General features: G+C 47.7%; 24 protein-coding genes and 1 pseudogene. 14 read left to right on the forward strand and 11 right to left on the reverse strand.

Annotated elements, in window-relative coordinates; genetic code table 11:
• Positions 1-405 precede the first annotated feature (405 nt).
• A complete protein-coding gene (gene hemE, locus KT99_RS00980; RefSeq protein ID WP_005496053.1) occupies positions 406-1,470 on the forward strand; it encodes a uroporphyrinogen decarboxylase in 1,065 nt (354 codons plus the stop codon).
• A 114-nt stretch (positions 1,471-1,584) separates the two neighbouring features.
• On the opposite strand, the gene KT99_RS22430 is transcribed toward hemE, so the two are convergent.
• The 4 genes and pseudogenes from KT99_RS22430 to KT99_RS01000 form a co-directional block, all read right to left on the reverse strand.
• On the reverse strand, positions 1,585-2,262 hold the full coding sequence (locus KT99_RS22430) for a sensor histidine kinase (protein WP_232504222.1): 678 nt from the start codon (positions 2,260-2,262) through the stop codon (positions 1,585-1,587).
• Positions 2,263-2,734: 472 nt separating this feature from the next.
• Positions 2,735-3,462, reverse strand: a pseudogene (locus tag KT99_RS00990) (response regulator transcription factor).
• A gap of 80 nt (positions 3,463-3,542) precedes the next feature.
• On the reverse strand, positions 3,543-4,271 hold the full coding sequence (locus KT99_RS00995; RefSeq protein WP_005496062.1) for a spondin domain-containing protein: 729 nt from the start codon (positions 4,269-4,271) through the stop codon (positions 3,543-3,545).
• Positions 4,272-4,282: 11 nt separating this feature from the next.
• Positions 4,283-4,984, reverse strand: a complete 702-nt coding sequence (locus KT99_RS01000) for a spondin domain-containing protein (RefSeq protein ID WP_005496065.1) — start codon at positions 4,982-4,984, stop codon at positions 4,283-4,285.
• Positions 4,985-5,338: 354 nt separating this feature from the next.
• Here KT99_RS01000 and KT99_RS01005 point away from each other — a divergent pair, with 354 nt between their 5' ends.
• Complete coding sequence (locus tag KT99_RS01005) at positions 5,339-7,918, forward strand: putative bifunctional diguanylate cyclase/phosphodiesterase (protein ID WP_005496067.1); 2,580 nt, start codon at positions 5,339-5,341, stop codon at positions 7,916-7,918.
• Positions 7,919-8,028: 110 nt separating this feature from the next.
• Here the strand turns inward: KT99_RS01005 and purD are convergent, their stop codons facing one another.
• Together purD and purH are read right to left on the reverse strand one after the other, a co-directional pair.
• Positions 8,029-9,333, reverse strand: coding sequence for a phosphoribosylamine--glycine ligase (gene purD / locus KT99_RS01010; protein WP_005496069.1), 1,305 nt, complete (start codon positions 9,331-9,333; stop codon positions 8,029-8,031).
• A gap of 89 nt (positions 9,334-9,422) precedes the next feature.
• Positions 9,423-11,045, reverse strand: a complete 1,623-nt coding sequence (purH, locus tag KT99_RS01015; protein ID WP_005496071.1) for a bifunctional phosphoribosylaminoimidazolecarboxamide formyltransferase/IMP cyclohydrolase — start codon at positions 11,043-11,045, stop codon at positions 9,423-9,425.
• Positions 11,046-11,356: 311 nt separating this feature from the next.
• Between purH and zntR the strand changes: the two genes are divergently transcribed.
• Both zntR and KT99_RS01025 read left to right on the forward strand, forming a co-directional pair.
• On the forward strand, positions 11,357-11,836 hold the full coding sequence (zntR, locus tag KT99_RS01020) for a Zn(2+)-responsive transcriptional regulator (protein ID WP_005496072.1): 480 nt from the start codon (positions 11,357-11,359) through the stop codon (positions 11,834-11,836).
• Positions 11,837-11,838: 2 nt separating this feature from the next.
• A complete protein-coding gene (locus KT99_RS01025; RefSeq protein WP_005496075.1) occupies positions 11,839-13,194 on the forward strand; it encodes an SO_0444 family Cu/Zn efflux transporter in 1,356 nt (451 codons plus the stop codon).
• An 80-nt stretch (positions 13,195-13,274) separates the two neighbouring features.
• Here the strand turns inward: KT99_RS01025 and KT99_RS01030 are convergent, their stop codons facing one another.
• From KT99_RS01030 to KT99_RS01040, 3 genes are all read right to left on the reverse strand, one after another.
• Positions 13,275-14,318 carry a DUF4382 domain-containing protein gene (locus tag KT99_RS01030; protein ID WP_005496077.1) on the reverse strand — a complete coding sequence of 348 codons (1,044 nt, stop codon included), beginning with the start codon at positions 14,316-14,318 and terminating at the stop codon, positions 13,275-13,277.
• A 242-nt stretch (positions 14,319-14,560) separates the two neighbouring features.
• On the reverse strand, positions 14,561-15,286 hold the full coding sequence (locus KT99_RS01035; protein ID WP_005496078.1) for a YebC/PmpR family DNA-binding transcriptional regulator: 726 nt from the start codon (positions 15,284-15,286) through the stop codon (positions 14,561-14,563).
• 235 nt (positions 15,287-15,521) lie between these two features.
• Positions 15,522-16,466, reverse strand: a complete 945-nt coding sequence (locus KT99_RS01040; RefSeq protein ID WP_005496080.1) for a LysR family transcriptional regulator — start codon at positions 16,464-16,466, stop codon at positions 15,522-15,524.
• A gap of 97 nt (positions 16,467-16,563) precedes the next feature.
• On the opposite strand from KT99_RS01040, the gene KT99_RS01045 reads away from it, so the two are divergent.
• The 4 genes from KT99_RS01045 (at position 16,564) to KT99_RS01060 (ending at position 20,779) form a co-directional block, all read left to right on the forward strand.
• The gene (locus KT99_RS01045) at positions 16,564-17,622 is read left to right on the forward strand and encodes an HlyD family secretion protein (protein WP_005496081.1); all 1,059 of its coding nucleotides are present in this window, start codon (positions 16,564-16,566) and stop codon (positions 17,620-17,622) included.
• A gap of 2 nt (positions 17,623-17,624) precedes the next feature.
• On the forward strand, positions 17,625-19,217 hold the full coding sequence (locus KT99_RS01050) for a DHA2 family efflux MFS transporter permease subunit (RefSeq protein ID WP_040571452.1): 1,593 nt from the start codon (positions 17,625-17,627) through the stop codon (positions 19,215-19,217).
• A 63-nt stretch (positions 19,218-19,280) separates the two neighbouring features.
• The gene (locus KT99_RS01055; protein WP_040571453.1) at positions 19,281-19,739 is read left to right on the forward strand and encodes a GNAT family N-acetyltransferase; all 459 of its coding nucleotides are present in this window, start codon (positions 19,281-19,283) and stop codon (positions 19,737-19,739) included.
• A gap of 131 nt (positions 19,740-19,870) precedes the next feature.
• A complete protein-coding gene (locus KT99_RS01060; protein WP_005496093.1) occupies positions 19,871-20,779 on the forward strand; it encodes a radical SAM protein in 909 nt (302 codons plus the stop codon).
• A gap of 9 nt (positions 20,780-20,788) precedes the next feature.
• Here KT99_RS01060 and KT99_RS22435 read toward each other — a convergent pair whose 3' ends face one another.
• Together KT99_RS22435 and KT99_RS22145 are read right to left on the reverse strand one after the other, a co-directional pair.
• On the reverse strand, positions 20,789-21,058 hold the full coding sequence (locus KT99_RS22435) for a hypothetical protein (RefSeq protein WP_005496095.1): 270 nt from the start codon (positions 21,056-21,058) through the stop codon (positions 20,789-20,791).
• Positions 21,055-21,249: a hypothetical protein gene (locus KT99_RS22145; protein WP_050774294.1), complete on the reverse strand. Its 195-nt coding sequence runs from the start codon at positions 21,247-21,249 to the stop codon at positions 21,055-21,057. The genes KT99_RS22435 and KT99_RS22145 overlap by 4 nt, the downstream gene beginning before the upstream one ends.
• 684 nt (positions 21,250-21,933) lie before the next feature.
• Here KT99_RS22145 and KT99_RS23355 point away from each other — a divergent pair.
• The 6 genes from KT99_RS23355 to KT99_RS01095 all read left to right on the forward strand — a co-directional run bounded on the left by KT99_RS23355 (position 21,934) and on the right by KT99_RS01095 (position 26,366).
• Positions 21,934-22,170: a hypothetical protein gene (locus KT99_RS23355; RefSeq protein WP_005496101.1), complete on the forward strand. Its 237-nt coding sequence runs from the start codon at positions 21,934-21,936 to the stop codon at positions 22,168-22,170.
• 5 nt (positions 22,171-22,175) lie between these two features.
• A complete protein-coding gene (locus KT99_RS23360) occupies positions 22,176-22,448 on the forward strand; it encodes a hypothetical protein (RefSeq protein ID WP_332370238.1) in 273 nt (90 codons plus the stop codon).
• Between the two features lie 228 nt (positions 22,449-22,676).
• Positions 22,677-23,438, forward strand: coding sequence for a uridine phosphorylase (gene udp, locus KT99_RS01080; RefSeq protein WP_005496105.1), 762 nt, complete (start codon positions 22,677-22,679; stop codon positions 23,436-23,438).
• 523 nt (positions 23,439-23,961) lie between these two features.
• Positions 23,962-24,432: an NfeD family protein gene (locus tag KT99_RS01085; RefSeq protein WP_005496106.1), complete on the forward strand. Its 471-nt coding sequence runs from the start codon at positions 23,962-23,964 to the stop codon at positions 24,430-24,432.
• A 48-nt stretch (positions 24,433-24,480) separates the two neighbouring features.
• Positions 24,481-25,428 (forward strand): SPFH domain-containing protein, encoded by a 948-nt coding sequence (locus KT99_RS01090; RefSeq protein WP_040571454.1) that lies wholly within the window; start codon positions 24,481-24,483, stop codon positions 25,426-25,428.
• On the forward strand, positions 25,425-26,366 hold the full coding sequence (locus KT99_RS01095) for an SPFH domain-containing protein (protein ID WP_005496117.1): 942 nt from the start codon (positions 25,425-25,427) through the stop codon (positions 26,364-26,366). The genes KT99_RS01090 and KT99_RS01095 overlap by 4 nt, the downstream gene beginning before the upstream one ends.
• Positions 26,367-26,536: the final 170 nt, after the last annotated feature.

Genomic DNA, 26,536 nt, shown 5'->3' on the forward strand with positions numbered 1-26,536 from the left:
TCGTAAATAGTTAAGCTGGCTGTTTTGTATACAGAAAACTAAGTGAGATAGAGAGTTGAATCCCCTAGAAAATAAAATGCCCAGCGATAGAAATCTATCGCTGGGCGAGTAAAGGTTTTGCAGGCTCGATGCGACGAGCTTCTTGATTGTTCTTGCTAGCGCAGACTTTTTATACCAAAGGCTGAGGATGTGTGCAACCTTTTTTTGTCAAATTGAGAACATTACACTATTTTTTGTCAGGATATTTTACTTTATGACACTGAGAGTGCACCGAGGCGACTTATAGGGGGGCAGTATCTGGGGGGGCCTTGTCACATAAATACTCAGATTAAGGTTACTTTATTAACGTAAATGCTAAACTAGCGACCCAAGCGGATATCACTATAAGTTTAGGAATCAAGCCAAATGGCAGAACTAAAGAATGATCGTTATTTACGTGCGTTATTGCAACAACCTGTCGACAGAACTCCTGTTTGGATGATGCGTCAAGCTGGCCGTTATCTGCCAGAGTATAAAGCCATCCGCGCTCAGGCCGGTGACTTCATGTCTCTTTGTCGGGATAAGGATCTGGCTTGTGAAGTGACGTTACAGCCACTACGTCGTTATGATTTAGATGCCGCTATCTTATTCTCTGATATTCTGACTATTCCAGATGCAATGGGTTTAGGTCTATATTTCGAGACTGGCGAAGGCCCGCGTTTCCAGCGTCCGACCGACACTATCGATGCCATCAGGAAGCTATCTATTCCAGATCCTGAAGATGAGCTAGGTTATGTGATGCGTGCAGTAAGCACTATTCGTCGTGAGCTTAAGGGTGAAGTTCCGCTGATTGGTTTTTCTGGCTCTCCTTGGACACTTGCCACTTACATGGTTGAGGGTGGTTCGAGCAAGACGTTTGAAAAGATCAAGAAGATGGCCTACGAAGAGCCTGCCACACTGCACATGTTGTTAGATAAGCTTGCCGATTCTGTGATCCTGTATCTGAATGCACAAGTCGCTAACGGTGCTCAATCTTTGATGATTTTCGATTCTTGGGGCGGCGCACTGTCTCACCATGCCTACCGTGAATTTTCACTGCGTTATATGCAGAAGATCGTCGACGGCCTGACTCGTCATGCAGACGGTCGTCAGGTTCCTATTACCCTGTTCACTAAGGGTGGCGGTCTATGGTTAGAGTCTATGGCCGAGACTGGCTGTGATGCACTGGGTCTGGATTGGACCGTAGATATCGGTGACGCACGTCGTCGTGTCGGTGATAAAGTCGCGCTCCAGGGCAACATGGATCCTTCGGTACTCTATGCTTCACCTGAGCGTATTCATCAAGAAGTGGATCAAATCCTTGCCAGCTACGGCGAAGGAACTGGCCATGTATTTAACTTAGGCCATGGTATCCATCAACATGTCGATCCTGAGCATGCTGGTGCATTTATCAAGTCTGTACATGAGCTGTCGGCTCAATACCATAAGTAGCTTATAGCTAAGCGCTTGTCGATAAGTCATTAGCGATAAGTTATTCGACAAGACTCGCCTACAGGCGGGTCTTTTTTTGCTCTGTCATTTATATTTATCAAACTCAAACCTAGACTAAATCTTCTGCAACTCTATCTGGAAGCAGCTGCCCTCTCCCGGGGTGCTATCAATGTCGATATTGCACTCCAGCAGGCCTAGTAACTGCCTCACTATCGCCAGTCCTACTCCGAGTTGAGGCAAGATATCATCACGTTTAAAGCGAGGTTTATTACGCATCGGTTGCAGTGCCTGCAGCTCATGTTTATGCATGCCAGAGCCGTTATCGGATACGCTGAGCCAGATACCTTGATGACCTCGACCTTTCGGGCTTGAGTTGGCGGCGCTCAACTTGATACTTATGATGCCGCCCGTTGGCGTATAACGAATCGCATTATCGACCAGGTTAGACAGGACTCGCATCAATATCTGCGGATCGGTGATAATTGATAGGTTCTGGTCTACTTCGAAGTCGAGCTGCACCTTCTGTGTATTGGCGCGGGGGGCAAAGTATTGTTTTAATTCTTCTAGCAATAAACTCAGTTTGGTCTCTTTAAGGTCAGGCGTTATCTGGCCGTTTTCCAGTGCCGCTAGCTCCAACATCTGACTCAGAAGTTGCTGTATATACTTTCCCGAATTGGCGGCAACTTCGATGAGATCACTGCTGCGTTCATTGGCAGGCAGTAATAGCCAGGTATCGATATATCCCTGTAGCGAAGTGAGCGGGGTCTTAAGATCATGTGATAGATGCAGCATGAAATCATGTCTCGCTTGCTGCTATCGAGTGATCTAGGATCCATGCCTTTAATTGGCAGTTCACCGCCTTCGATAAAGGCCTCTATGGGCTGAGTCGATACCTGTGGGCGTTTTATTTTCTCTTGGTTTGCATCATAGGCGATGACATTGCCTTGAATGTCTAAGGTGTAAATCTCGAAACTTGGTGCCAGAAGCATGAAGTCATGAAAGGCTTCTTTTAATGCCGCATCTGAGGTGATCCCTTGAGACAGCAAGGGGTTGATGTGTGCCATATGCAGGGCTAATTCTTGGTGCAGAGGCTGCTGTACTTGATTACGGCTAAAGTCTTGGCTGAATTGAAACCATTGCCAAACCGCGACTATTAAGATGAAAACAATCACACTTGCCGACAACAGCAGTCGGCTAAATAAACTTTTCATGGTCTAGCCCTTAGATCGATTCACCCGTTTATCGAGCTCATCATCCAGATTCATTAATGGTTTATGGCTTGGGTTGGTGGTGAGAATTTATATCCAACTCCCCAAACGGTTTTCACCAGATCGGCAGTCGATGCACAATGGGATAATTTGGCTCTCAGGCGGTTAATATGACTATTGACCGTATGTTCATATCCGCTATATGAGTAACCCCACACGGCTTCGAGCAGCTGCATGCGGCTGAAAACTTGCTTGGGATGCTTAGCCATAAACAGCAAGAGATCAAACTCTCTGGCTGTGAGCTCCAAGCTAGTATCGAAGGCAATCACTTCTCGTGTGGTACAGTTAATCGTAATACCATAGAACTCCAGCCGTGATTCTTGCTGATCTTCTCTCTGGTGACTCCTGCGCAGCAAGGCTCTTACCCTAGCTCTCAATTCTAAGACACTGAATGGTTTAACTAAGTAGTCATCTGCTCCCGCTTCTAATCCGAGTACGATATCGGTCTCAGAATCTTTAGCCGTCAACATCATGCATGGCACCGTTTGGCCCGACTCTCTGAGCTGCTGACATAACATGATGCCATCTCCGTCGGGAAGCATGCGATCGATAAGAATGAGATCAAATTGCTTTACCGCTAATGTTTCAATGTGGTGCTATGGGACACGCCATAGCTTAAGGTATTGAGATTGAGCTTGATCAAGTTAGCCAGATCCGGCTCATCTTCCACGATTAATATGTGCTGGCTGTAGTGTTCACCCAATACCTTCTGTGTTCCATTCATCTCGAGTCACCCAAAGCAGATCCGTAAATCAATAGACCTGATTCGGGCGGTATTTATTTCGAACAATTATCTTGTCGTGTTTATCTCAGTCGTTTGATTGAGATAGTCAGAACAGGATTATCGAACCTATGGGAGGCAGATAATACCGAATTTGCTAATCCATCGTCGGCGCTGATGACACCAGGATGAGCATGAACCCTATCGACATCGTCTCGCGTGGCATTAAATCCTTCTCCACCGTCCGCAGGCCCGGGAATGGTCCCCTTGGCTTCCGAGTTAGCTTCGGTGCCTGCATCGTAGGCGATGGAGTTGAATGTCACAGTGGCGTTTATCGCTAGGTCCACCAGAGACACGCTATTGAGTCCGGCGAAGGCGTCATTGGTATTAACTAACATGGTTAGCACCGAGATTGAGGCGACCTCATCCGGGCTAAGCTTGAGCTCGATACTCTCCTTCATTCCAGGGGCTAAAATTCCCTGCCCCTTGATGAGTGCATCGACGCCCTCTATATCGGCAAAGCCTGAGCTATCACCAGACTCGGCTAAGGTTTCCAGAGGAAGACTCGCTGCCCCGCCTGTTTGCCATGCTGTCATGTCTGCCTGATGTCGTATTAAGGCAATGGGAGACATGGGTTGATTGGCAGTCAAGTTGGTCACTGTGACTCGATAATCTTGGGTCGGAACCGGTGGCGGTTCGGGTGCATCCATGGAGTCATTGTCATTATCTGAACATGCACTCAGAGTAAACAGGGTGGCGATCACCATAGATGCAGTGAGTCGCTTATGGGTTATTTTTTTAATTATGCTCATGATTTAGCCCCTTATTTAACGACCACGACGACTCTTGCGACCGGGTTCAGCCATCTGTGGATGCGACTATCTAGGTCGCTCATGCCACCTGCTGTGTCGGTATCGCCTAATACTCCCGGATGGATATGGACCTTGGTATTACTGCTGCTGTCCATGACTCCGGTGCCATTGGTGCCGCCATCGCCTCCAGGTGCTGCCGGGATCCCCGGTGTACCTGGCATGCCGCCGCCATTAATGATTTCATCGTTCGCTTCGGTGCCAGCATCATAAGCATTGAGGTTAAGGGTATAGGTGCCCGCCGTTGTAGGTATCTCCCATGCGTCTAAGCCGATGAATGCATCGTTTGTCGGTAACACCATAGCGACTATCGACAGATGGGTCATAGTCTGGGTATCTAGCATTATGCCGCGGGTTTTAGCCCCCGCTGCTAAGAGTCCCATGGCCGGATTCTCCACCCTTATCTCATTGTTGCCCATCGCTGCAGCGGCTAAGTCAGCAATGTCTCCTCCCTCTGCCATTTTCTGCAGCGCGGGACTGGCCATCTCACCTGATTGGAAAAGATGACTGGCATCATCATGGGCTGTGATGAGGATCGGGGTAAAGTGGTTGCCATGGGTCAAGTTGGTGATGCTTATCTCTAAATCGGCGGCAGAGACTGGAATGCTCATGATACTGCCGAGTATTAACAGGCGAGTGGCGTGGTGTAGATTCATGGTGTATCTCCTTGTAGACGAATCGATTAGGTATCATTTGATTGTTACAAAGTGATATCACCGGGTTGTCGCGACTTAATCACAAGTTGGATAAGAAAGTATCACGAAAGTATCACATCTCATTTCTGAGTTAATTCTGATTGTTTCGCGGTTTATTGGTCAGCTTACTGAGCTATATCAAGATAGGCTGCTGGGAAAGAATGCACTCTATATTGCCTACTTTAGCAACGGGTAAAACGAAACGGGTGTTCTCGGTGATGTAAATGGGGTATTTTGCATGCCGAAGTTATGGAATCGCTAACAAATTTAGTGGCTTCCGCCGTTAATTTTCAAAGTTTATCGCTGTGAGTGAAAATGCATATAGGAAAAAAATTGATCGTCTTAGTGGTAGGTTTCTGCATGTCTGCAATGATTGCTGTATCCTACTGCTTAAGCATGTGGTTCGATCATAGCGTCGAGTCTTTAAAGCTGAGCACACTTAATACTGAGTTAGTCACCATAGAGTCTCAGTTTGATAAAGATATCGTTCAGTTAGCCTTGCTCGCCAATATCTATGCCGTACCCCTGTCGGAGCTAAGCCCATTTAAGAGAGTGTCCTTAGATGAAGCCTGGCGAGCGAGCAGAATATCTGAGCATCTCAGCCTCTTCTATCTCGATGATGGGCTGTTAAAGCCATTTTCTCCACTCTATGATGACGTGATGTCATTCGAGCTTAAGCCAATTCCCGCCTATCTGTCACACGGGACCTCTCCCCATTCCGGTGTGTATATGGATAAAGGCATCGGCTATATTGTGAGTGTCGTGCCGATCGAGCCAGATAAGTCGGTCATTATGGTGAGGAGAATGACTGCTGAATATCTATCGAGCTATGGCTTACAGGGCATAGTGAGCCGGATGACCATAGTCGATGGTGCTGCGCCGGATCTACAGGCTAACCCGGTTAGGAACACCTCTGTCCTCGAGTTGCCAAGCCTGATCTATGATAAGCCTGTGCACCTGGAAGTCACCTTCTCTGACAAGACTTTCAACCAAGTTCAATTAACATATGATCTGGTATCGATTGGTATCGTTTGTGCGGGGATATTGATACTTATTGCTGGTTATATCGGGTTGAACTTAGGCTTTATACGTCCATTTCACCGATTGATGACACAGCTGGAGGAAATAGATCCCACGGCTAAGACTTATACGCCTCTGATAGGAGCTGGTTGCTCCGAACTCGTGGTGATGGCTGGCAGGGTTAATAGCTTGTTGGCAAAGATTTTTCAACTGAAAGAACGTTCAAAAACCACCTTAGAGTCGATTGCCGAAGCTGTGATATTTACCGATATCGAGGCAAAAGTGGTGTATTTAAATCCCCAGGCGGAGCGATTACTCGGGGTAAATAGTACCGCCGCCATAGGGGGGAGTGTCGACGTCTTACTTAAAACGGATAAGAGTATCAATGAAGACTTATTCAAGTTTATGGCGAGTCGGGCACAGGATCCGCTACTGAGTAAGCTCACGCTGCAAGGCGAATCGACCCGGATAATGGAACGCAGCATAAGTAACCTGCTTAACCATAAGCAGCGAGTGACGGGGACCGTTATTCTGCTCAGGGACATCACTCAGGAGGAGCTGCTCAAGCGTAAATTACATCAGCGAGCCAACTTCGACCCAATAACGTCCCTGCTTAACCGCCGAGCTTTCGAAGAGAGGTTGGCGGCATTTAGCCTTGGGGCTCAATCGGTCGCTATTTGCTATTTTGACTTAGAGCAGTTCAAGTTAATCAATGATTCTTGTGGCCATAGCGCGGGAGACAGGATGCTGGCCATTGTGGCTAGGGCGATGCAATCTTGCCTGACACAAGATGAGATGCTAGCCAGGCTAGGTGGTGACGAGTTTGGCTTAGCTATCCGGGATCATAGCGCCTTGGAGGTGGCTCAGTTAGCCAAACGTATGGTTGCCAGTGTGTCGATGCAAGTGCTGCGGGATAATGCCTGTCATTGTAAAGTTGGTGTCAGTGCCGGGATAGCGATAGCCAGGGCACCTTACATTTCGGCGAAAGAGTTGCTGAAAGATGCCGATATCGCCTGTCTTGCGGCAAAAAGTAAGGGAAGTAATCAGGTTCATTTCTATGATGATAAAGACAAAGATCTGACCTGCCAGCGTAATGCGCCTATGTGGGCAGTAAGAATTGCTCAGGCGCTAGAGCACAACGAACTGCTGCTTTACTATCAACCGATTAAAGGCATGGGCTCGGGCAAGCATAGACAGCGGATAGAGATCTTGCTGCGTATTCAGGAGCCCAGTGGACGAATATTAGCTCCGGCGCAATTTATTGCCGCCGCTGAGCGCTTTAAATTGATGAACGATGTTGATAAAGAGGTGATTAGAAAGACTTTTCTCTGGTTATCTCTGCATGAAGAGATCTGGGGAGACCATTGTATCTCGATTAATCTATCGGGCAATAGCCTGGGCGCCGAGGGCATGGCAGATTACATTATTCAGCAGTTCGAGCGTTTCGCCATACCCAGTGAGTGTATCTGTTTCGAGATCACCGAGACCAGTGCAATTCAGAACCGAAATCGGGCCATGGATATGCTTGCATATCTGAGAAAACTGGGTTTCTCTTTCGCGTTAGATGATTTTGGTAGTGGCTTCGCCTCCTATGGCTACCTCAAGGAGCTGCCTGTCGACTATGTGAAGATAGATGGTTGCTTCGTGAAAAACTTAGCCACTAATGCGAAAGACTACGCCATCGTTAAATCTATCCACGATGTTTGTGTTGTTATGGGCATAGAGACTGTTGCTGAATTTGTGGAGAATCAAGATATTATCGATAAATTGCAAGAGATAGGGATTAACTATGCTCAGGGTTATGCCATAGGCCGCCCCCAACCTCTATCCAGTTATCGGCCCAGCGCAGCGGTATCTCAACGTCTGACTGCATGAGTTAGCGAATAATCAATCTTTGAACTCTGTGTGTGATAACAATAAGAAGCCCTCTTGATGAGGGCTTTTTATTGTTAGGATGATTCTTCTAAATCGTGACTGTTTATAGCTTATAGCTTTCTCTCACTTTCCCTAGAGATAGCGCGATAAGCAATATCGGTACGAAAGTAGACATCATCCCAATGGATAGTATCGACTAAGGCGTATGCGCTGGCTTGGGCCTCTGTCACTGTGTTACCTAAGGCGGTTGCACAAAGCACGCGACCACCATTAGTCACCACATGACCGTCTTTCATGCTGGTACCGGCATGGAATATCTTGGCATCATTGTTACCAAGATTTAAACCTAAGATCACATCATGTTTTCGATATGCTTCCGGGTAACCTCCGGCGGCTAAGATAACGCCTACGGCTGCACGGGAGTCAAACTCGGCGGTGACTTTATCTAGCTCACCACGTGTAGCCGCGAGGCAAAGTTCTACCAGATCTGACTGGAGACGCATCATGATAGGCTGAGTCTCAGGATCGCCGAAGCGGCAGTTATATTCTAAGACTTTAGCGCTGCCGTCGGGAGAGATCATCAAGCCGGCATAAAGGAAACCTGTGTAGACGTTGCCTTCGGCCGCCATGCCATCAACCGTTGGGCGAATCACATGATTTATGGTCCAATCATGTACGGCTTGAGTCACCACAGGTGCGGGAGAATATGCACCCATGCCGCCTGTGTTGGGGCCGTTATCGCCGTTATCACGAGCCTTATGATCTTGGCTGGTGGCCATAGCGAGTATGTTGTTACCGTCAACCATGACGATAAAGCTGGCTTCTTCGCCTGTGAGGAACTCTTCGACAACCACGCGGGAACCGGCTTCGCCAAACTTGTTACCCTCGAGCATATCTTCGATAGCCGCATCGGCCTGAGCCTGATCTGCGGCGATAATCACGCCTTTACCCGCCGCTAAACCATCGGCCTTGATCACGATAGGAAAGCCTGTATTTGCTGTCATCTCGGTGACATAGGCTTTAGCCGGTTCAATTTCGGTGAAATTTGCATAGGCTGCCGTGGGGATGTTGTGACGAGCTAAGAAGTCTTTGGTGAAGGCTTTAGAAGATTCCAGCTGCGCCGCACCCTTAGTCGGGCCGAAGATGGGTAATCCGGCTTCATTGAATGCATCAACAACGCCCATAGCTAACGGTACTTCCGGGCCCACTATGGTGAGCTCGATCTGCTTATCTTGGGCAAAAGCGACCAGGGCCGCAATATCTTCGACATTAATGGCCAGGTTTTCTAACTTAGGTTCACTCGAGGTGCCGGCATTACCCGGTGCAACAAATACTGTGTCAACTTGAGCCGATTGGGCCGCCTTCCATGCGAGTGCATGTTCACGACCGCCGCCACCTATAACTAATACATTCATTTTTTTTATCCTTAAAAAAGTTCCTAGGATCTAGGATCTAGGAGCTAGGAACTAGGAACTAAACCTTAGAACCTAGTTCCTTATTTCAATTAATGACGGAAGTGACGCATTCCGGTGAATACCATGGCCATGCCGTGTTCATCGGCTGCGGCTATGATCTCTTCATCACGAATCGAACCACCTGGCTGTATGATACAGCTGATCCCCACTGCTGCGGCCGCATCTATACCGTCACGGAATGGGAAGAAGGCATCGGATGCCATCACTGAATCTTGCACTTCCAGTCCTTCATCTGCGGCCTTGATGCCGGCAACTTTTGCGCTGTAGACTCGGCTCATCTGGCCAGCGCCCACACCGATAGTCATGCTGTTCTTGGCATAAACGATGGCGTTAGACTTAACGAACTTAGCGACTTTCCAACAGAACATAAGATCTTTCATCTCGGCTGCTGTGGGTTGACGCTTACTGACAACCTTAAGATCATCGATTGTTACCATGCCCTGGTCGCGATCCTGTAGAAGCAGTCCGCCGTTGACGCGCTTGTAATCGAGACTCTTAGTCTTAGCGCCCCATTCGCCACATTCAAGTAGGCGAAGGTTTGCCTTAGTGGCAATGACATCGCGAGCGGCTTGGCTGACTTTTGGGGCGATGATCACTTCGACAAATTGACGCGCAACGATAGCGCTGGCGGTTTTCTCGTCGAGTTCACCATTGAAGGCGATGATGCCACCGAAGGCCGAAGTAGGATCGGTTTGGTAGGCACGCTTGTAGGCATCCAGCAGGTCACTACCGATAGCCACACCACATGGATTGGCGTGCTTGACGATGACACAGGCTGGCTCACTGAACTCTTTAACACACTCGAGAGCCGAATCCGTATCGGCGATGTTGTTGTAAGACAGCGCCTTGCCTTGCAGCTGAATCGCGCTGGCAACCGAAGCTTCCTCGCCCTGGCCGTTAAGAGAAGGGGTGTCAACATAGAAAGCGGCCGTTTGATGGCTGTTTTCGCCGTAACGTAGATCTTGTTTCTTGATGAGTTGAGTATTGAAAGTGCGTGGGAATTTGGAGCCTTCAGCACATAAAGTGTTCTCTGGGCTGTTAGCTGGATTATGAGCTGGGACCATAGTACCAAAGTAATTTGCGATCATGCCATCGTAAGCTGCAGTGTGCTCGAATGCGGCAATCGCTAAGTCGAAACGAGTCTCAAGGGTCGTGCAGCCTTCATTGTCATTCATCTCTTTGATCACGCGATCGTAATCTCGAGTGTTAACTATGATGGTGGTGTCTTTGTGGTTTTTAGCCGTAGAGCGAACCATGCTCGGGCCGCCGATATCGATATTCTCGATGGCATCAGCCAGAGTACAGCCTTCTTTGGCGACTGTTTCTGCGAAGGGGTACAAGTTAACCGCCACAAGATCGATAGGCTTGATGCCGTTCTGTTCCATGACAAGTTCGTCGATACCGCGGCGCGCCAAGATGCCACCGTGCACTTTAGGGTGCAAGGTTTTGACACGACCATCCATGATCTCCGGATGTCCGGTATGATCCGATACTTCAATGACAGGCACACCGTTGTCAGCCAAAAGGCGGGCTGTGCCACCAGTAGATAGCAGTTCTACGCCCTGAGCATGTAATGCTTTAGCAAACTCAAGGATTCCGGTTTTATCTGAAACGCTTAACAGCGCGCGACGAATGGGTCTGGCATTATTCATTTTGGGTACAGTGTCCAGTAGTTATATTTAAGGATCTTTCGGAAAACTCAGTGACGTCAAGGTATAAAACGCCTCACCACTTTCCAAAAGTCCCTCAATTCTAGCTGCTTTGATGAGCCCCTATTCGTGCACGCACATTTTAGCGTAAAATGGGGTCATAGGCTGTTTTTTTCTGCGCGATTTCACAATACGCATAGGAGAACAAGCACGGGTCATAAATAAGTTGCATAATAACCCTTGACCTTAGATTTAACTCTAAGGTTTATACTTGCCATAAAATTAGAGCAAATTGGGCCAAATGGAGCCGAAACATGTATCGAATTGGAGAGTTGGCGAAACAGTGTGAAGTGAAAACCGATACCTTAAGATTTTATGAAAAACATGGCCTGTTATCGCCATCTTCACGCACAGATTCCGGTTATAGGATCTATACGGAAAATGATGCAGAGCGACTGCGTTTTATTCTGCGGGCCAAGGCGGTGGGTTTTACCTTAGCCGAGATCAGCGAATTGCTCTCAATCGAGTTAGATAAATCGAATTGGGCGTGCGCCGATGTGAAGGGCATGGTGGACAGTAAACTCGCTCATGTCGAGGCTAAGATAGCCGAGCTTAAATTCTTTCAGGTATCGCTGCAGCGATTATCCAATGCCTGTTGTGGTGGCCCCGAGAGCGCCGAGCATTGCTCTATATTGGAAGCACTCGAGACCAATACAGATAATATTAAATGTGAGAATCATGACCATCACCATGATGATTCTCAGTACACAAAAAATTGCCAAAGAAAGGGCTAGGTATGTTGTTTGCGAATTTTATTGACCTCTTTTTAGATTCTGCTCCCTGGTTGCTGCTGGGGTTATTCTTGGCCGGTATGCTGAAGATGTTTGTGCCCATGGAGTGGATGCAGAAACAGCTTGGTGGTCATGGATTTAAGACCACGGTCAAGGCGGCTATTCTAGGTGCTCCCTTGCCCTTGTGTTCATGCGGAGTGATTCCGGCAGCCATCGGCCTGCGCCGCTCAGGCGCTTCAAAGGCCGCCACGACTTCCTTTCTAGTTTCAACCCCGGAAACTGGCATCGATTCTGTGGCGGTATCTTATGTGTTACTCGGCCCTTTCATGGCCATAGCAAGGCCCATAGCGGCTGTCGCAAGTGCGATTGTTGCCGGACTCTTAGTCGGCATGGATGAGGATCCGTTAACAGAAAAAGATGCGGGGAAAACAAATGCGACAAAGGTAAGTCCTGCTGCCTCATCTTGCTGTAGCAGTAAAAAAGAGCAGCTTGAGCCTAAGGCTGAGAGCGCCTGTTGCAGTTCTGCTTCTAAGGCTGGACTTAAGACAGAGTCGAAGGTGGCTCCCGTCGTGACTATGACGCCTATAGCCGCCGGTGAAAGTCTGTTGGCGACGCCTATGACAAGTCCAGCTTCGACAGCTACTGCAGACTCATGTTGTAGCAGTAAATCCCAAGCGCCAAAGAAAGAGTCTTCATGTTGCAGCTCAGCCAAGAGTGAGTCGGCTGCCAGTGATGATGACAGCTGCTGTGAGTCGACCAAGGACATAGCTGCCGAGCTTAGAGGGACACCTGTGATTAGCCGCATCGGTAAGGGCTTACATTTCGCAGCCACTGACCTAGTGCGAGATATCACCATCTGGTTGCTGATTGGCCTGTTTTTCGCCGCACTCGTGCAGACGTATGTGCCGGCGGATTTCATGGCGCAGTGGGGCGACGGTATCTTAGCCATGCTGGTGATGGTGGTTATCTCTGTGCCTATGTATATCTGTGCTACCGCATCTACGCCGATCGCCGCGGGACTGTTACTGGCGGGAGTATCACCCGGCGCCGTACTGGTTTTCATGTTAGCTGGACCGGCGACGAACATCGCCACACTCGGCGTGGTGGCCAAGGAGTTGGGTAAACGTGCGTTATTGGGTTACTTAGGGGGTGTGCTCGGGGTGGCTCTGGTTTCTGGCATCATAGTGAACTACCTGGTAGACACCTTCGGCTTCGTGGTCATGCCTCAAGTTGGCGAAGATCATCATCTGTTGCCCGACGTTATCGTCTATAGTTCAGGGATCTTACTCACCATTCTTATGGCGAAAGTCTTACTGGATAAACTGCCTAAGAATTGGTGGCGCAGAGATTGTTGCTCATAAAGCGGTACAGTCACTAGGCTGACATCAAGACAGCTACTAAGGCACTCGGATGAGTGCCTTGTATTTATTTGTGCCAGCGCTTAACTTGCAGGAACAAAAACCTCAGGAAAATGACGTTCTGTGGTCGTTCCTTCTGTGACTTCTAGTCCTTGTTCATCGACATGGATAAAGAAGGCATCAGTGACATCTTCTGGCGTGTTAGCCATCTCTGGGTCATCATTTTGCGCAACGCAGGTATAGCCTAAGCTGTAATCTCCGGCGACGACGAAACCAAATTCATATTCATGGCCTATTACTGCCTCTGATTCATCGGTTATCTCATTGACTCTAGCTGAAGAGATAGGCGCCACTTCAGTGAGTAGGTAAGGTACTTCATCCCCTCTAAAATCTGCCATATCGGCTAATGCGGTTGCCGTCGGGTAGAGATAAACTGCCGGGCTGAACTCATCGGGTAAACCAAGCTCAACGGCGGCAGATTCACAGCTCGCCATGGTTTCAGGGCTAATCTGACCCGTTATAGCCCCGACATCTGAGATGTTAACCAGCTGCACTGAAGTTGGTTTGAGTGTCCAGTAATCATGAGCGCCATGAGGGGCTTGCAGACCTTTGGCTAAGTTAAACTCGGCGACAAAGGTGTTAGTGCCTGCGGCAATGGTGAATGACTTATTAAAAAATAGTCGGCCAGTGTCTTCATCTTCTGCCCCAACGCCACCACAGTTACCATTGCTATTGGTCGTTAGGCCTTCAATTCCATTGGCTGTTTCTACATAAGAGCTTCCAGCGGCTCCCTCTTCATTTTTTTGCATGTAAATACACATCTGGTATTCACCCAAGGGTACTGATTCACCGCTTACCAGTGTAGCCACCTCAGCTCCTTGAACCGTCAGCAGATCCACATGTTTGAGCTCACCATTTTCTGAGACATCAAATGAGATAGAGCCTGCACTATTTTTTAACACGACTTGCTTAAAGGCAATATTGACGACTTCAGCATCGGCTGGATTGTCCGATACGCCCAGGTTAAATGTTCCTGTGGTGGGATCGGGTGTGCTGTTATCGCTGCCACCACAACCTGCTAGCAGGCCCGTCAGTGCTATAGCGAGTATTGTCTTGGTATGTTTCATATGTCACCTAATATTCTATGTTTGAATCGAAGAGCGCTGTTGTAATCTTGTTATTTAGCCCTCTAAGTATGATATTCCGTTAAATCATAGTTCTCCGAGGGAGATTAGGATAGGGATAGAGAGTGAAAAGTCTATTAAGAATGATGCTTAGGCGCGGAAGATGTAAAAGGTTTAATCTGGGATAAGAGGCTGGTTAATATGCCAAGGCGCCATAAGGGAAATAGCACCTTGGTTTGGCGGTTTTACTCAGGTAACTCAGCGTTGTGATAGACGTGCTGTACGTCGTCACAATCTTCCAGGGCCGCTAAGAACTTTTCAAATTGCTCAATCACTTCAGGATCTGTGATGTCAGTCAAAGTTTGCGGCACGAAGGTGATCTCTTCCACTTCGAAGTTAATATCTGGTGTCTCTTCGGTCAAAGCAGTCTTCACCTTAAAAAACTCTGTGTGCGGTGCAAAGACACTGACGATACCGTCTTCAACTTCAATATCGGTGACATCGACATCGGCCATCATCAGGGTTTCAAGTACGGCTTCTTCATCTTCACCCTTGAAGGCAAATACGGCTTGATGGTCAAACATGTGGCCAACCGTACCTGGTCCACCTAGTTTGGCATCGTTTTTAACGAAGGCTTGACGCACTTCGGTGAAGGTACGCTTACCATTGTCGGTTAAGCAGTCAACTATGACCATGGCGCCACCTGGGCTGAAACCTTCGTAACGGGCAGTGACATAATCTTCACCGCCGCCGCCTCTGGCCTTCTCGAGAGCGCGCTCGATCACATGAGCCGGAACCTGATCTTTCTTAGCCTTGGCGATCATTTGACGAAGTGGCAGGTTGCCGTCGGGGTCGAAGCCACCATTCTTAGCGCAAACGTAAATCTCTTTACCGTATTTTGAGTAAATTCTGGTTTTTTGGCCAGCAGTTTTAGCCATAGACTCTTTGCGGTTTTGGTATGCTCTTCCCATCTTGATCTATCTCATTATGCTTAAAAAATTGTCTGCAATGTTAGCAGCTTTAAAGCCTTTTTTGCAGGGGAGGAGTTTTTAATTTGAGACGCAGGCTCAGATTTAGAAAAATTAGTCGATCTAGTGATAAATAAAGTGCTTTACTCTCACTCTACATAAAACAATCTGAACCTAAATTAGAGCGTGTCAATCAAAGTGAATATGAACATTTATTGTTTTTAACTTCATCTGGTGTTCATCGAGTCAATGACTTTGGCATTGAGATGAAGTCCGGAGTTTCGAGCAGGATATTATTCGGGTTTTGACTCAGACTCTCATAGATGAACTCGATAAACACCCGATATTTTTTGGGTAGGTAGGCTCGTTGTGGAAAGCTCATGATGACCTTGGTTTGCGTCATGGGAAAGTCCTCCAGCAGAGGGATAAGTTGCTTATTATCTAAGGCCTGTTGGGCGATGATATTGGGCACGGTTGCTATGCCTAATCCCTCTATTGCTGCTTCTCTGGCTAGGGTGGCATTATTCACCGTCAATTGTGCTTCTGGGTCTAAGGTTACCCATTTATCTCCGTCAAACAGGGTCCAGCTGGCATCTATATGCGCGGACTTTAATTTAATGGCCTTATGTTGGTTGAGATCTTGCGGAGTCTGTGGGGTACCGTAACGAGTCAGATATTCCGGGCTCGCCATCAGAGTTTTAGTCGTGTTGAGTAGATCATAACTCTGCAGCCTGGTATCTGTTGTCGAGGTTATCTGAAACAGAATATCAACATCTTCCGCAATCATATCGACCTTGCGGTTGCTGAGTTCGGCCTCTATAGAAATGTCCGGGTAACGGCCAAGGAAGCGGGCAAAAACTTTCCCCAAAAATAGCTGCCCCAGCTCTATGGGACAGACAATTCTGAGCTTGCCCTTAATCACCTCTTGGCTGGCGCTGAGTTGAACTTCCGCTTGCTTGAGATCCGCCAGAATACGGTGAACCCGGTTGTAATAGGCCGAGCCTGCCTCGGTCAATTTGAGTTTTCTGGTGGTTCGAAATAAGAGCTGCACCCCGGCATCGGCCTCTAATTCGGCAATCTTACGGCTTACCGTCGCCTTGGTCAGGCCCAGGGCCTTAGCCGCCGCGGTAAAGCTTCCCTGTTCGACGACTTGATCAAACATCTGTACGCGATTGAGATCCATGATTGTTACACCTGTGAAACAGTGGGTAAGATTTTAACTATCTAATAAACATATGGAGACAGTAGTAGACTATGAAATACTAATCAAGGAGTCATATATGTCCAAGAGTAAATTATTCATGCTAGCGCCACTCTTCATCGCAGCCATTGCGGGTGGTGGCTATTACTGGTGGACTCAGGTGCGCTTCTTCGAATCCACAGATAACGCCTACGTGGAAGCTGATATCTCTAATATCAGCGTCAAGGTGCCCGGTTATGTGGTGATGACCGATATTACCGATAATCAACATGTGGAAGCTGGCCAGCTACTGGCTCAGCTCGAAGACAATCAATATGAGGCTAAGGTCACCCAGAAACAGGCGGAGTTGGATAGCACTAAAGCCGAACAGCAGACCTTAGTGGCTAAAGTTAGCCTGCAACAGGCACTGATTACTCAGGCTCAGGCCGGGGTGATCGCTGCCGAGTCGGATCGTCTGCGCGCACAGCAGCAACTGACTCGTTCGCAGAAGTTGAAGGTAAAGAATTATAGTTCTCAAGACGATGTCGATGAGAGGCAGGCCGGATTCGAATCTGCAGAGGCGCACTTGGATGAAGCCAAGGCTGCGTTGATCGCTAAACGCAGAGAGCTTGAGGTGTTTTACGCTCAACACGTACAGGCCGATGCCAATGTAGTGCAAGCCAGAGCCGGACTCGATCTCGCTAAGATACAGTTGGCAGATACCCAAGTGCGGGCGCCATTTTCGGGTGTGATAGGTAAGCGCGGGGCCATGAAGGGCCAGTATGTGCAGCCTGGTCAGGCCCTCTACAGCTTGGTGCCGGATGGGGCTGTTTGGATCACGGCTAATTTTAAAGAGACCCAGATCCAAAATATGCAGCCCGGTCAAACGGTGAAAATTAGTCTCGATGCGTTTCCCGACAAAACCTTTACAGGTGTTATCGATAGTCTGTCACCCGCATCCGGTGCCAAATTTAGTCTGTTGCCGGCGGAAAATGCCACGGGTAACTTCACTAAAATAGTGCAGCGCATTCCGGTGCGGATCCGTCTCGACCTCAGCGAAGTGGAGGCGAGGCTGGTTCCTGGTTTGAGCGCCGTGGTTAAAGTCGATACCCGCAGTGTTTCCCTCGCACACGCCCTCGCTGCTAATTCTGGCCACTAGTCATGAGCGCAACTGTAGAGTCAGTATCAGAGCCGTCATCCACTGTGACGGTCTCGCCTCAGGGCTATGAGAGAGGCAGTCGCCGAGCTTGGATTGCCGTGTTCGGTGGTCTTATCGGCGCCTTTATGGCGATTCTGGATATTCAGATAACCAACGCCTCCATGAAGGAGATACAGGGCAGTCTTGGTGCGACTTTAGAGGAGGGATCTTGGATCGCGACCGCCTATCTGGTGGCCGAGATGATCGCCATTCCTCTGTCTGGCTGGTTGAGCCAAGGCCTGTCGGTACGACGCTATCTGTTGTGGACCACAACCGCCTTTATCGGGGCATCGATACTCTGTTCCATGTCCTGGAACCTTGAATCTATGATCGCCTTTCGGGCCATGCAGGGCTTCTTCGGTGGTGCCTTGATCCCCTTAGCCTTCAGATTGATTTTAGAGTTTCTTCCCGACGATAAACGCGCCGTGGGCATGGCCTTGTTTGGCGTAACTGCCACCTTTGCTCCGTCTATCGGCCCGACACTGGGGGGCTGGTTGACCGAGCAGTTCAGCTGGCACTACCTCTTTTATATCAATGTTCCTCCTGGGCTTCTGGTGATGGCCATGCTCGCCTATGGTCTGGAGAAGAAGCCGGTTGTATGGGACAAGCTGAAAAATATGGATCTGTCTGGCATCATCACCATGGCACTGGGCATGGGTTGCTTGGAAGTGGTGCTCGAGGAGGGTAATCGTAAGCAGTGGTTCAGCTCGGATCTGATCCGCAACCTGAGTCTGGTTGCCGCCATCAATATCGCCTTGTTTATCTATATACAGCTAAAGAAGAAAGAACCTCTGGTCAATCTCAGGCTACTGAGGCACAGAGATTTTGCCCTCTCGACCTTAGCTTATTTTCTGTTGGGTATGGCGCTATTCGGTGCCATCTACCTAATCCCGCTCTATCTGTCACAGATCCATGACTATAGTCCGCTGGAGATAGGTGAAGTGATCATGTGGATGGGCTTTCCTCAACTGCTGGTATTGCCGTTTATTCCTAAGCTGATGGAGCGCTTCGATGGTCGCTACATGGCGGCATTTGGCTTCGCCATGTTTTCTCTGAGTTTCTATATGAACAGTCATATGACGGTGGATTATGCCGGTCATCAGATGATTGCCTCTCAAGTGGTGCGCGCCCTGGGTCAGCCATTTATTCTGGTGCCTATCGGTATCATAGCCACCATGCATATTAAGCCCCACGAAAATGCCTCGGCATCGACGGTACTCAATGTGATGCGAAATCTGGGAGGGGCCTGTGGTATTGCCCTAGTGGCGACCATGACAGATAATCTGTCTCGGGAGCATCTGGCCCATATTAAGGAGACATTACCGGCGGTGAGCTCTCTGGCTAATGACTATTTCACTCAAACCACCAATGTGCTTATACAGGCGGGATCTGATCCTGTGACGGCATCGGCTCAGGCCCATGCCATGTTGAGTCAGACCATGACGCAACAAGCCTATATTCAGGCCTATAATGATGTGTTCTACATGTTGGCGGCTCTGCTGTTGATTGCCGTGGTGTCAGTACTCTTGATCAGAAAACCGGGTAATAAGGCTTAGGTTGCATATTTGGATTCAACAGGCCTGTGATAGACTGATTTTTTACCTTGGCGGAGAATGGAAATGCAGTGGAGTGAATTGGCGTTTAATGCACTCTCAGTCGATGAGTTATATGAGCTGCTAAAGCTCAGAGTCGATATCTTCGTGGTGGAGCAAAACTGCCCCTATCCGGAGCTGGATGATAAAGATCGACACAGTGGAACACGGCATTTGCTGGGACGAAATCCTCTGGGTGAGATAGTGGCCTATGCGCGAGTATTAGCCCCGAGTGTGAGCTATCCTGAGGTGAGTATAGGCCGTGTCGTCGTTGCTGAGCAAGCTAGGGGCGCTGGTGTCGCCCATCAACTGATGCAAGAATCCATAAAGCTAGCTAAGCAATATTGGCCCAATGAGAATATCCAATTAGGCGGACAAGAATATCTGCAGAGTTTCTATCAGAAGCTAGGCTTCGAACCTGTGTCTGAGGTGTATCTGGAGGATGGGATCCCACATCTGGATATGCTCTATAAAACCGGTAAATAAAAAGAGCACTCCAGGGATAAGTGGAGCGCTCCTTTTTGGGTATGACCACAATAAATTGAACTGCATCATCGTATACTCATTTATAAGTAGTTAAAGGTCTTTCTTGAGAGCTAGTTCACAGATTATTAGGTATGAATTTATTAGAAGAGGTTAACTTGCTGAATTATATCGAGCCTGTGTTTCGTCCCCCATCTGAGTGGAAGTCACTTATCTTGCAGGTGACCAATGGTTGTAGCTGGAATAAGTGCAGCTTCTGCGACATGTACACGGCACCAGAGAAACGCTTTCGCGCCCAGAAACTGGATAAAGTGGCCGATGATATTAAGGCGGTGGCTCGTCGGGGAGTGAGTGTAAGCCGGGTTTTTCTGGCTGACGGCGATGCTATGAGTCTGCCTTTTTCCAGGTTAGAAGAGATCTGTTTGTTGATCAGGGAGCACTTGCCTCAGGTCAGCAGAATAAGCAGTTACTGCTTGCCGAGGAACTTGAAAAATAAGAGCCCAGAACAGTTGCTTAGATTGAGGGCGCTAGGCTTGTCCTTACTCTATATCGGCTGTGAGAGTGGTGATGATGAGGTGCTTAAGCGTATCGAGAAGGGGGAGACCTATGCGTCTTCCCTGGAGGCGCTGCATAAGATAAAGGCTGCCGGTATCAAGTCTTCTGTGATGATCCTCAATGGACTGGGTGGTGTCGACTTGTCTCACCAACATGCATTAAACTCGGCTCGCTTGATGAATGCGGTCCAGCCGGAATTCCTCTCGACTCTAGTCGTGACCTTGCCCTTGGGCACGCAGAGAATGGATAAAGCCTATGACGGCCTTTTTCAGCTGCCAGATCAGATGGGGTTGTTCAGGGAAATGCATACCCTGTTACAGAATTTGGAGCTGAATAAAACGATATTTCGTTCGGATCATGCATCGAATTATCTGGTGCTCAAAGGTGTACTGGGTAAGGATAAGGCCAGCCTGCTTGCCCGAGTCGAAGGTGCAATACACAGACCTCAGCAGACCATACTCAGACAGGAATGGCAGCGGGGTCTCTAGCAGCCTAAATTAGACTCGTGTATGCATTTCTGGGATTATGAATAATGGCTTTTCGGAAAGAAAAGCGCTATGTTTTCCCGCCAGTAGTCCGTTTCTGACTACCAGCATAGAGCTAGTGGAATAACTGGTTTTACGAGTCAGATTATTGGCCTGCACTAACTGATTAATCTGTGTCTCTGCGGCGCTCTTGGAAATGCTCTGCTCTTCGATCAATACTGTCAGACTCAGCAGTAGATTAAGATCGCCGCGTTGAATTATTTTTAGATCAGAGTGGTTCATTTAATGGCATCTTTATCGGTTAACTGTTCAATAATAATCGATGAATTAAGCTTTCTAAACCATTTCTGCAATTTACTATGGCGATGTTGCATGTTCCAGCACACTTTAAGTTCCAACTCGATAGGCTCCCCGAGCCAGATAAAGTTTTCTGTATTACGCCCTCTTAGCACGCTAGTTGCGAAATGGGGCACTAAGGTCGCCGTGTTGGGGGGCAGTCAAGGCTTGTATCATAGTACTCAAAGAGCACTATGATAGTTGATGGTCTTCAGCGCATTGATAACATGAGTCTGGTTATGTTCCTGATACAGGTATCTCAGCAGTTGAAATGGACTCTCATCGCTGACACTGTCATCTCGATGTCACTCTTCGCTATACCGAGCGGCACTCTTATCTAGTGTCACCACCTGCCAAGGCTATTGAGCAATAATCTGGCTCTTTATCGGTTTAGGCACATTGTCATAGAAGCCGACAATAAGATCTATGTGCCCTCGTCTGAGCATTTTAAATCCTTGGGTCTCCTGAGTGACATATTCAAGTTCGATGCCTGCGGTGTTAAGTGCCTTATATTATGGCTAAGTTGGTTTGGTACTTATGCTGATAATAGGTTTGTGTCGGCACCCAGTAGCGTATGCCTATTTCGATACCGATACTGTTGAAGCCATTGATGCCCACCAGGGCGCCGCTATCCTGATATACATTCGGACTAGCGGCTAAGATCTCTTGAGCCAGTGCCGTGCTGGGGTTCCAGTTGGTATCTGGTATAACTTGAGATTCAACGTGAAGGAGATCATGAATTGGTGCGACGCTTACGGTGATATCAGCAGGGGTTGGGTACTCTGTTGCCTTATATGACTTAATTCAGAAGCTAATAAATCATGAGAGCGCTTATTTTTGCCATCTGTACCCTGTTTGTCAGCTTTGCTCAGGCATCTTTTTATGCCGAGGGCGAGCTTATCTCCTCGTTCCAACTGCAAGATCAGTTTGAAAATGAAGTGGCAGTATCTGCTGCGACTAAGGTCCTGTTGTTTAGCCGCAGCATGAAAGGTGGCGATATCATCAAGGAGGCCTCGAACGACTCAAGGTCGAAAATCAACAAAGCTTTGAGAGCTTAGTGTATGTGGCGGATATCAGTGGTATGCCTTCATTGATTGCCAGATTCGTGGCTATTCCTCAGATGAAAGATCGGCCTTTTTCCATGGGGCTAGATAGGGAGGGAGATGTGACTAAGATGCTACCCGGTGAGGAAGATAAGGCGACATTGATTCGATTAGATAAACTTAAAATAATCGATGTGGTGATTATTGAGTCGAGTGAAGCCTTGCTCAATGAGTTGAAATTAGCTCTGTTTTTTAGCGATGAATATGATCTGCGTCAACTAGACTTAAATTAGTTAATTTGAACGAGTTGGCTTCGCAAGTGTGCCTATATTACTGAGTTTTATGGGCATCTAGGCTATTTAGACACGATAGACCAAGCAATCGTTTTTGTAACTGGATTACATCAAAGTATTTACTTGTTGCCAGAAAAAGTGTGATCGAGTTAACCTTATCTGCTTCGATACTAGGTTAAAGTCGAAATTAGTAGAAATTTATAATCAAAATTGAAAGGGGTTTTCACCATGTCTGATGTATTTCATTTAGGCTTGACCAAAAAAATGTTAGATGGAGCAAGCTTGGCGATAGTGCCAGGGGATCCTGAACGCGTAAAGCGCATTGCCGAATTGATGGAAGGGGCGACATTTCTAGCCAGCCATCGTGAATATACTAGTTACCTAGCATATATAGACGGTAAAGCAGTGGTTATCTGCTCAACGGGTATCGGTGGTCCATCGACATCTATTGCCGTTGAGGAGCTCGCTCAGTTGGGTGTGACGACTTTCTTACGCGTCGGCACTACGGGCGCAATTCAACCTCAAGTTAATGTTGGTGATGTGATAGTGACACAGGCATCGGTACGTTTGGATGGTGCAAGCTTGCACTTCGCTCCTATGGAGTACCCTGCCGTTGCTGACTTTGAATGTACTACCGCTATGGTAGCTGCGTGTCGCGAAGCTGGTCTTGAACCACATATCGGCATTACCGCATCCTCAGATACCTTCTATCCAGGTCAAGAGCGTTACGATACGGTTTCCGGTCGTGTGACACGTCAGTTCAAAGGCTCGATGCAAGAGTGGCAAGACTTGGGCGTGTTGAACTATGAGATGGAATCATCGACCCTATTCACCATGTGTGCTTCTCAAGGCTGGCGTGCCGCCTGTGTTGCGGGTGTTATCGTCAATCGTACTCAGCAGGAGATCCCTGATGAAGCTATGATGAAGAAAACTGAGGTCAGTGCCATCTCGATCGTTGTTGCGGCGGCGAAGAAATTACTGGCTGAATAAAATCAGTGAGAGCTTCCCTGCAATTAGCTCTAATTAGAGCTATATAGCGAGTAATACAGATATAAAGAAGGCGCCTCAGGCGCCTTCTTTATTAGTGATTAGAAATGGTATTTTTCGATCACAGAATAGTGGGGTTACTCTATGCCGTTAACACCACTAAATAAAGCCATTTCGTGTCCATCTCAAATCCTTTCTATATGTCTCTATGGCGTATTTTTTATCTATAATTTTAAGTATTTAAATTTACAGAAAATTTAATTTACTCATTTCTGCTAATCAGTTTTTATTCGAAGCATCTAAGGTAAAGTATCGTTAGTACTTGGTTGGACTGAAGCTGTCTCGTGCAGCCAGAGCTTAAGGGGATGAATAAAAACAATAATCAATAGTTAGGCTAATTCTTTTTAATCAAGCTATTGTGGCAACTGCAACCCAGTTTATGTTCATGTTCGACATATTATGTCGCGAAAGCTGTTAACTGCTGATATAGTGGTTTTTTATGGAAACCATGATTTCAGGGGGAAATATGGAGTTGTCTAATCCCATCATCATCTGGGCCTATCTGGGTGTTTTTTTGATGCTGGCAGAGATAATGATCCCGGGTGGCATTGTCATCTTACTCGGCGGTGCATGTTTAGTGGTTGCTGGAGCACTGGCTGTCGGGTTCGTCGATGGGATCGTGCAGGCGTTGACCCTGTGGTTTATTGCATCTATCGTCCTATTACTGAGCTTTAGACAAGTGACTCAGAAATTGGTCGGTGGAGATGTTCATGTGGCCAATACTGATGAGGAGTTGGAGCTCTATAACCAAATCGCTCTAGTTAAACAGGCAATAGGACCAGCGCAGAAGCAGGGGCGTATCGAGTTTCAAGGAACTGAATGGTCAGCGCTAGGTGATGGCAGTGAAATCGCAGCCGGAACTCGAGTGCGTATCATCTGCAGAGAGAATATAGGCTTTGTTGTCGAGCCTTATGAAGGGACAGAATACACCAAATAAGCCGTTATCAGTTAAAAGCCGATTAATTAATAAGTAAGGATGAAATCTATGTTTGTGTTTACCCTATTTGTACTGTTTATCTTTTTTCTGCTCTATAAGTTAATGTTAATTGTCCCGATGCGCGAAGTGAATGTTATCGAGCGTTTAGGAAAGTTTCGTGCCGTACTACAACCTGGTTTTCATTTCCTGATCCCCTTCTTCGACAGGGTCGCATATAAGCATGAGATCCGTGAGCAGGTCTTAGATGTGCCACCCCAGAACTGTATCTCGAAAGACAACACTCAGCTTGAGGTCGATGGTTTAGTCTATCTCAAGGTGATGGATGGCAAGCTTGCCAGTTACGGCATCGAAAACTACCGCCTTGCTGCGGTTAATCTAGCCCAGACAACCATGCGTTCTGAGATAGGTAAATTGAACTTGAGTCAGACGTTTTCAGAGCGAGATAGCCTTAACGAGTCCATCGTTCGTGAGATAGATAAGGCCTCCGCCACATGGGGGATCAAGGTACTTAGGTATGAGATAAAGAACATCACTCCCTCGAGACACGTTATTCACACTTTAGAGAAGCAGATGGAGGCAGAGCGAAGAAAGCGCGCCGAGATCACCTTAGCCAATGCCGAAAAAGCGGCGATGATCAACCTATCTGAAGGTGAGAGGCAGGAAGCTATCAATGTCTCCGAGGGTCAGAAGCAGAAGCGTATCAACGAGGCTAAGGGTACGGCGAGGGAGATCAGCATCGTCGCCAAGGCGAAAGCGGAAGGTATGGAGATGTTGTCGACGGCATTGGCCGTGAATGGCGGTAATGATGCAATGAATATGCAGTTAAAAGAACAGTTTATCGGGCAGCTGGGTAAGATTTTACAGGAGGCTGATATCTCAGTTGTGCCAGCCGAAATGGCTAAGTTGGAAGGTTTTTTTGAGGGGATGGAGCAGGTGACACATGCAATAAGCTCCTCTTCGGCAAAGACTAATACAGTGAAAGGAGCTTGCTCATGATTACAGGAATAAATACAGATTTTATCGTGTTGGGTATTTGGGGGCTTATCTTCGCCATCTTCGTCATCAAATTATTTCAATCTATTCGCCTAGTGCCAACGAAATCGGCCTTTATCGTCGAGCGTTTAGGCAAATATCATTCTACCTTGGACGCAGGCTTCCATGCCTTGATCCCCTTCGTCGATAAGGTGACTTATATCCATGAGCTAAAAGAGGAAACCATAGATGTACCACCACAGGAGTGTTTCTCAAGCGATGAGGTGAATGTTGAGGTCGATGGGGTGATCTATATCTCGGTGATAGATCCGGTTAAAGCCAGTTACGGAATCACAGATTATCGTTATGCGGCCATTCAATTAGCCCAGACGACGACGCGTTCTGTCATAGGTACTTTAGCCTTAGATCGTACCTTCGAAGAGCGTGATGTGATTAGCGCCAAGGTGGTCGAAGTATTAGACCAGGCGGGGGCTACATGGGGTATTAGAGTCCATCGTTATGAAATCAAAAATATCACTCCACCCGATACGGTAAAAAAAGCCATGGAGATGCAGGTGAATGCCGAGCGTGAACGCCGTGCCTTACTCGCCAAGAGCGAGGGTGATAAGCAGAGTAAGATCAATCGCTCAGAGGGTATCAAGGCTGAGATGATTAACCTTTCTGAAGGTGAGATGCAACGTCGCATCAATGAAGCAGAGGGTAAAGCTGAGGAGATATTAACTATTTCTCGCGCAACCGCCGAATCTATCGAACGTATAGCAGAAGTCATCTCCGCCCCAGGGGGGCAAAATGTGGTACGTATGCAACTCGGGGCTCAATACCTTAAGCAACTCGATGGCTTGAGTCATAGCGCTAGTAAAATAGTGCTACCTGGCAATATGATGGACTTCGATTATTGGATGGGCAGCATTGGCCTTAAGGAAGATAATCCCAAGGCCTAGTTAGCTGTTATAGCTGATGCTATTAATGGTTTGAACTCATATTAAAAAGACGTGCTCGACTCGAGTATGTCTTTTTTTTACTCATTGTTCCGTCCTGAGTGCATAATCACCATTGATGCTCATTGATGCTCATTGATGCTCATTGATGCTCATTGATGCTCATCGAGAGT

This window comes from Shewanella benthica KT99 (assembly GCF_000172075.1).
GTDB lineage: Bacteria > Pseudomonadota > Gammaproteobacteria > Enterobacterales > Shewanellaceae > Shewanella > Shewanella benthica_A.